The 5,965-nt window shown below is 70.0% G+C and carries 7 protein-coding genes and 1 pseudogene; 4 read left to right on the forward strand and 4 right to left on the reverse strand.

Annotated elements, in window-relative coordinates; genetic code table 11:
* On the reverse strand, window positions 1-226 hold a 226-nt coding region (locus I5E_RS21725; protein WP_187290506.1), incomplete at its 3' end, for a hypothetical protein.
* 321 nt (window positions 227-547) lie between these two features.
* On the opposite strand from I5E_RS21725, the gene I5E_RS12120 reads away from it, so the two are divergent.
* The 4 genes from I5E_RS12120 (at window position 548) to I5E_RS12135 (ending at window position 3,293) form a co-directional block, all read left to right on the forward strand.
* Window positions 548-1,243 (forward strand): phosphocholine cytidylyltransferase family protein, encoded by a 696-nt coding sequence (locus I5E_RS12120; protein ID WP_022907220.1) that lies wholly within the window; start codon window positions 548-550, stop codon window positions 1,241-1,243.
* Window positions 1,244-1,332: 89 nt separating this feature from the next.
* Window positions 1,333-2,112 carry an ABC transporter permease gene (locus tag I5E_RS12125; RefSeq protein ID WP_031262460.1) on the forward strand — a complete coding sequence of 260 codons (780 nt, stop codon included), beginning with the start codon at window positions 1,333-1,335 and terminating at the stop codon, window positions 2,110-2,112.
* Complete coding sequence (locus I5E_RS12130) at window positions 2,112-2,882, forward strand: ABC transporter ATP-binding protein (RefSeq protein WP_022907222.1); 771 nt, start codon at window positions 2,112-2,114, stop codon at window positions 2,880-2,882. The genes I5E_RS12125 and I5E_RS12130 overlap by 1 nt, the downstream gene beginning before the upstream one ends.
* 108 nt (window positions 2,883-2,990) lie before the next feature.
* Window positions 2,991-3,293: a hypothetical protein gene (locus I5E_RS12135; protein WP_022907223.1), complete on the forward strand. Its 303-nt coding sequence runs from the start codon at window positions 2,991-2,993 to the stop codon at window positions 3,291-3,293.
* Between the two features lie 46 nt (window positions 3,294-3,339).
* Here I5E_RS12135 and I5E_RS12140 read toward each other — a convergent pair whose 3' ends face one another.
* From I5E_RS12140 to I5E_RS12150, 3 genes and pseudogenes are all read right to left on the reverse strand, one after another.
* Complete coding sequence (locus tag I5E_RS12140; RefSeq protein WP_022907224.1) at window positions 3,340-4,572, reverse strand: CDP-glycerol glycerophosphotransferase family protein; 1,233 nt, start codon at window positions 4,570-4,572, stop codon at window positions 3,340-3,342.
* A 42-nt stretch (window positions 4,573-4,614) separates the two neighbouring features.
* Window positions 4,615-5,523, reverse strand: coding sequence for a glycosyltransferase family 2 protein (locus I5E_RS12145; RefSeq protein WP_022907225.1), 909 nt, complete (start codon window positions 5,521-5,523; stop codon window positions 4,615-4,617).
* Window positions 5,520-5,965, reverse strand: a pseudogene (locus I5E_RS12150) (CDP-alcohol phosphatidyltransferase family protein); the annotation flags it as partial. The pseudogene I5E_RS12150 and the gene I5E_RS12145, both read right to left, overlap by 4 nt.

Consider the following 5,965-nt stretch of genomic DNA (forward strand, 5'->3'; position numbering starts at 1 on the left):
CATCCCCGTCCCCCATGTCGTCGTCCGCGACGTCGTCCGTCGCGGTGGCGTCGTCGTCCGTCGCGGTGGCGTCGTCGTCCTCGGTGGCCGCGTCGTCCGGGTCAGCGGTGTCGTCCGCGTCGGCGGTGTCGTCCGCGTCGGCGGCTTCCGCTTCCGCTTCCTCGGTCAGCCAGGCGGCGTCCGACGTGGCGTACACGTCGTCGTCTTCCCCTGCTGCTGCGGCCACCGCCCCACCGTACCAACGCTCACCCGGCTGCGGGGGACGCCCGGGGCGCGCTGTCCCGAATCCCCGGTGCGGGGTCACGAATTGAGCACGAAGCGCCCGGAGCTGTACCCCGTCGGCGGGTCGTTCCGTATCATTCACCGAGGCACGACGAAGTGTTCACCACTTGGAAACCTGCCCCGGCCGGCCTCCCCGTGACGATCCCTCCCTGCGAATGCGCGCAGAGACGGCGGTCCTCCCGGGCAGATCGAACCTTGCGGGGGCAGACTCGACGAGGCCCGCCCGTGCCCCAGGGCGCGCGGGCGGACACCAGAAGGGACCAGCATGACCACGCAGATCGTCATCCTCGCAGCAGGGATGGGCAGCCGCCTCGGGCGCAGCCTGCCGAAGCCGCTGACCGAACTGAGCGACGGCCGCACCATCATGCAGCAGCAGTTCGACAACATCCGCGCCGCGTTCGGCTCGAGCGCTCGCGTCACGATCGTCGTCGGCTACAAGTCGGAGTACATCGTCGAGGCGTTCCCCGAGGCGAACTTCGTCTACAACGAGTCGTACGACTCCACGAACACCTCGAAGAGCCTGCTCCGTGCGCTCAAGGCCACGGGCAAGGGCGGCGTGCTGTGGATGAACGGTGACGTCGTCTTCGACCCCCGTGCGCTCGTCCGTGCCGCCGACATGATCGACGAGGACCGCTCGTTCGTCAGCGTCAACACCGACAAGGTCTCCGACGAAGAGGTCAAGTACACGGTCGACGCCGAGGGCTTCATCCACAAGCTGTCGAAGCAGGTCGTGGGCGGGCTCGGCGAGGCCGTCGGCATCAACTACGTGTCCTCGTCCGACAAGCAGGCGCTCATCCGCCAGCTCGGCCGCGTCGACGACCAGGAGTACTTCGAGGGCGGCATCGAGGCGGCCATCGCCGAGGACGGGCTACTCTGGAGCCCGATCGACATCTCCGACCTCTACGCCGTCGAGATCGACTTCGCCGAGGACCTCGAGCGCGCGAACAACCTGTTCGCCTGAACCAGCGTCAGGACCCCCTCGGCGGTTCCGCCCGAAGGGATACCGTGACCACAGCGAGCGCGCCGACCGCGACCCCGACCGCCACACCGATGGCGTCCCGGAGCGCGGTTCGGCGCTATCGCCATGCCCTTTGGTTGTTGACGGCACGTGACCTCCGGGTCCGGTACTCGACCTCGGCGCTCGGCTACCTCTGGTCGATCCTCGACCCGCTCGTGATGTCGGCGATCTACTGGTTCGTCTTCACCCAGGTGTTCCACCGGGGCAAGGTGGGCGAAGAGCCGTACATCGTGTTCCTGCTGTCGGCCCTGCTGCCGTGGATGTGGTTCACCGGCGCGGTGTCCGACTCCACCCGCGCCTTCGTGAGCGAGACGAAGCTCATCCGCTCGACGACCATCCCGCGGAGCATCTGGGTGGCCCGGGTGAACGCCTCGAAGGGCATCGAGTTCCTGCTGAGCCTGCCCGTGCTCGCCGTCTTCGCGATCGCCACCGGGGCACACCTGCACTGGCAGGTCGCGCTCTACCCGCTCGCGATCGTGCTGCAGGCCGCGCTGGTGTACGGCATCGGCCTGATCGTGGCGCCGCTCGTGGTCTTCTTCCGCGACCTCGAACGCGCCGTGAAGCTCATCCTGCGATTCTTCTTCTACGCGTCACCGATCATCTACAGCACGACGGCGCTCCCGGACCGACTGCACGATATCGCCGCGTTCAACCCGCTGAGCGGCATCTTCGGCATCTACCGGTCCGCGTTCTTCCCGTCCCAGCTCAACTGGTTCGAGATCGCCGTCTCCGCCGTGGTCACCGTCGTCGTCCTCGCGATCGGGCTCGTCGTGTTCCGCCGCAGCGAGCACCGCGTCCTGAAGGAGCTGTGATGACCGCCACCCAGCAGACCACCCGCAGCCAGGCGGTCGCCCCCGTGATCTCCGTGCGTGACGCCGGCATCCGGTTCAAGCGCAACCGTCGGGCGAGCCGCAGCTTCAAGGACCTGTTCGCCGGCAGCAACCGCCGCAAGCGAGCGGACGAGTTCTGGGCGCTCCGGGGCGTGTCGTTCGACGTCCGTCCGGGCGAGGCGATCGGGGTCGTCGGGCGCAACGGGCAGGGGAAGTCGACGCTGCTGAAGCTGGTCGCGCAGGTCATGCTCCCCGACGAGGGTCGGGTCCAGGTCGGTGCCGGCGTGGCACCGCTGATCGAGATCACCGGCGGCTTCGTCGGGGACCTCTCGGTGCGCGACAACGTCTACCTCACCGCCGGCCTGCACGGCATGTCCCGGGCCGAGATCCGTGACGCCTTCGACGAGATCATCGAGTTCGCCGAGATCGGCGACTTCGTGGACACCCCGTACAAGCACCTCTCCAGCGGCATGAAGGTACGCATCGCGTTCGCGGTCATCTCGCGGCTCGACGAACCGGTGATCCTGGTCGACGAGGTGCTGGCGGTCGGTGACAAGGGGTTCCGCGAGAAGTGCTACAAGCGGATCGAGGAGCTCCTCGCCGGTGGTCGCACGCTGTTCTTCGTCTCGCACAGCGACAAGGACCTGCGCCGCTTCTGCGATCGCGGGCTCTACCTCGACAAGGGCCGCCTGCAGTTCGACGGCACGATCGAGGAAGCGTTGCAGCGGTACTCGGCCGACTACACCGTCTGACGACCTCACCCGTCCACAACCAGGGTCCCCCGCACCGCTCTCCACAGCGATCGCTCCCCCACGCCGAACCGGCCACCCGACGTCAGACCCTCACCCTACGGTGACGGCATGCACCACCCGACACCGGCGTACGCCGTCCCGTTCTCGATCGACCGTTCCCGAGCACCCCACCGCTACGACCTGCTGAACGTCGGGGACGAACCCGTCGACGGCATCACCCTGACCCACCTCGGCAACGGCTACTCGCCGCCCCTGGCCGTGCACCGGCTCGAGCCCGGCCGGTCCCTCTCGATGGCCGTCTTCGGCGCCGACCCCGAGGACACCGGCGTCGTGATCGTCCGCTGGCGTCGTCCGGACCGCTCCGAGTACGTCTGGCGGATGTGCCTGGTGGGTGACGCCCGTGCGGCGTGACGCCCCGCGCCGCGCCGCGCCCCCATGGGCCGATCCGGCCAGTCGGTCAGTCCTCGCCGCGAGCCGCCGCGACCTCGTGCCAGCGGGCGAGCAGACGCTCCACGGCGTCGTGCAGACGCCGGGTCGCCGCACCCGGCGTGGTGTCCCCGAAGTACCGCTCCACCCAGTGGCGCAGCTTCGCGAGCTCGGCGGCGTCGCTGACCGCGGCGTCCACCCGTGCGACCACGTCGTGCGCGTCCGTCGCGGTCAGCCAGTTGGCGTCCCCGAGGTACCCGCGTTCGTCGACGTCCGCCTCGGGCGAGACCGGCCGGGTCACGATGAGCGGCTTCCCGACGGCGAGCCGGTCGTAGATCATCGCGCTGATGTCCGTGATCGCCACGTCGGCACCGGCGAGCTGCCAGCCGAGGCCGGGTCCGTCGTCGTACACGTGGTGCGCGCTCGGGTCGGCGGCGTTCGCGCTCGCGATGCCCGCGACGATCCGTTCGTGTGCGGCCTTGTACGCGGGGTCGCTGACGCCGCTGCGGGGGTGCGGGCGGTAGACCAGCCGGTGCGCCGGCGACGCGAGCACCCGCTCGGCGATCGTGGTGCCGTGGCTCGCGATCGAGCCGTAGGCGGCAGCGGCCCGGTCGCCCTCCCAGGTCGGCGCGTACAGCACGACCGTCCGACCGTCGGCCGGGTACGGTGCGGCACCGGCGAAGTGGTCGGCCTGCGGGCGACCGATCGCGATCGTGCGGGTGTCCAGGTCGTAGTCCCAGAGCGCGTCCGACAGGCGTTCACGAGCGGCGTCACCGGCGATCAGGGCGTAGTCGTACGCCTTGAACTGGTTCGTCGTCATGTACATCTTGTCGCTCTCGCCGTGGTTCACGAACACGTGCCACATGCGCCCGTACCGCATCATCTGGAAGTTGCGGGCGTTCTGGTTGACGTAGAAGACGATCTTCGGTGCCTGCTCGTCGACGAACCGTTCGAGGTCCACGACCTGCCTGGCGTACACCACCGGCACCGGCGACTCGTCGAGCAGGGCGAGCATGGTGCCGGGGCTCCGCGCGATGATCGCCACGGGGTGCGTCGCCGCGAGCTCGGCCAGGGGCGCGTACCACTGCCGCACCTGGTACATGTTCACCGGGCCGTCCGCGAAGTAGACGGCGATCTCCACGCTCCCCCGCGCGGGTTCCGGGACGGACGGCAGACGCCGTGCCAGTTCGCGGCGGCTGCGACGGGACTTGAGCAGGCGTTCGGCGAGCCGCAGGGCCGTGCGCGCGTCGCTGATGATCGGCATGGTCTCTCTTCCGGGGTCCGGGGACGGTTCGGGGCGGGTGGGTCAGACGACGGGCGGGCGACCGGCGAGCGTCATCCGGCCGATCGTGAGCCACCCCATCACGTGCACCGGGCCGCAGTCGGTGCGCCATCCTTCGCGGACGCCGGCGAACCAGGTCGCGAGACGTCGCGGGTGCCGCCACCACCGGGCGACCTGGATCGCCGCCCAGGACCCGACGTACAGCGGTCGGAGCACCGCCGGCAGGTTGCGCCGCGCGAGCCAGACCCGGTTCCGGGCGTTCAGCCGGTAGTACTCGGTGTGCCGTGCCGGGTCGATCGCGGGGTGGTGTGCGACGAGGTCCCCGGCGTACCAGGTCCGTCGGCCGGCGTCCCACACCCGCCAGGCGAGCTCGATGCCCTCGTGCGCGTAGAAGTACGCCGCGCCCCATCCCCCGGTCGCGCGGTACACGTCCATCGGCAGGATGACCGCGCCCTCCCACACCGAGAACACCGGCGACGAGTGGTCGGGCTCCCCCTTGCGGATGCGGGGGATCCACCGGGTCGGGTTCGCGGCGCCGGTGGGGTCGACGACCCGGGGTTGGACGAGCCCGAGCGACGGGTCGCGCTCGAACAGGGCGATCGCGTCACGCAGGAAGGTCTCGGACGGCACCGAGGCGTCGTCGTCGAGGAAGAACACGTAGTCGCCGTCGACCACGTCGGCGCCGGCGTTCCGTCCGGCGGGGATGCCGACGTTCTCGGGCAGCGCCAGTGTCCGGACGCCCTCGGGCAGGCCGGTAGGCTCCCACCCGTTGCCGACGCAGACCACGTCGAGCTCCACGTCCTGCTGCGCGAGCACGCTCTCGAGACCACGACGCAGCTCGTCGGGTCGGGTGCCCTGCGACAGGCTCACGACGGCGACGCGGGGCCGGTCACGGTGCGGCACGGCGTGGCGACGGAGCGTCCCAGGGGTCACGCCCGGACCCGCTTCGACGAGATGATCGCGAGGAAGTGCCCGAAGGTCGCCAGCACCGCGAGCGGCAGCAGCGCGCCCACGAGGATCCGGTCGGCCAGCGGATGACCGATCACGAGCCCGAGCAGCGCGAAGACGAACGCGAGGATGCTCAGTTCGACCGAGTGGTACAGGCGGTGGAACGGCAGGAACCGTGCGGCCCGGCGCAGCGTCGCGAGCCGTCGGCCGGACGGCACGGTGCCGGCGTCACGGCGGTCGACGAGCTTCTCGAGACCGGCGTTCGCGCGTGCGACGTGCACCATGTCGTTGAGCGCCTTGTTCAGGACGATCACGAGGCCCAGTGCGCAGCCGATCGTCGTCCACATCCAGTCCGCACCGTGGATCGGCCACGTGGCGCCCCGGACGCCGAGCGCGATGGGGATGAGTCCCTCGGTCGTGTAGTGCC

Origin of the sequence: Curtobacterium sp. B18 (assembly GCF_000333375.1) — a bacterium.
Lineage (GTDB): Bacteria > Actinomycetota > Actinomycetes > Actinomycetales > Microbacteriaceae > Curtobacterium.

What these genes read in the sequence shown, in the direction of transcription:
- I5E_RS12120 (WP_022907220.1), top strand. Translation starts at nt 548, where the DNA reads ATGACCACGCAGATCGTCATCCTCGCAGCAGGGATGGGCAGCCGCCTC.
- I5E_RS12125 (WP_031262460.1), top strand. Translation starts at nt 1,333, where the DNA reads ATGGCGTCCCGGAGCGCGGTTCGGCGCTATCGCCATGCCCTTTGGTTG.
- I5E_RS12130 (WP_022907222.1), top strand. Translation starts at nt 2,112, where the DNA reads ATGACCGCCACCCAGCAGACCACCCGCAGCCAGGCGGTCGCCCCCGTG.
- I5E_RS12135 (WP_022907223.1), top strand. Translation starts at nt 2,991, where the DNA reads ATGCACCACCCGACACCGGCGTACGCCGTCCCGTTCTCGATCGACCGT.
- I5E_RS12140 (WP_022907224.1), bottom strand. Translation starts at nt 4,572, where the DNA reads ATGCCGATCATCAGCGACGCGCGCACGGCCCTGCGGCTCGCCGAACGC.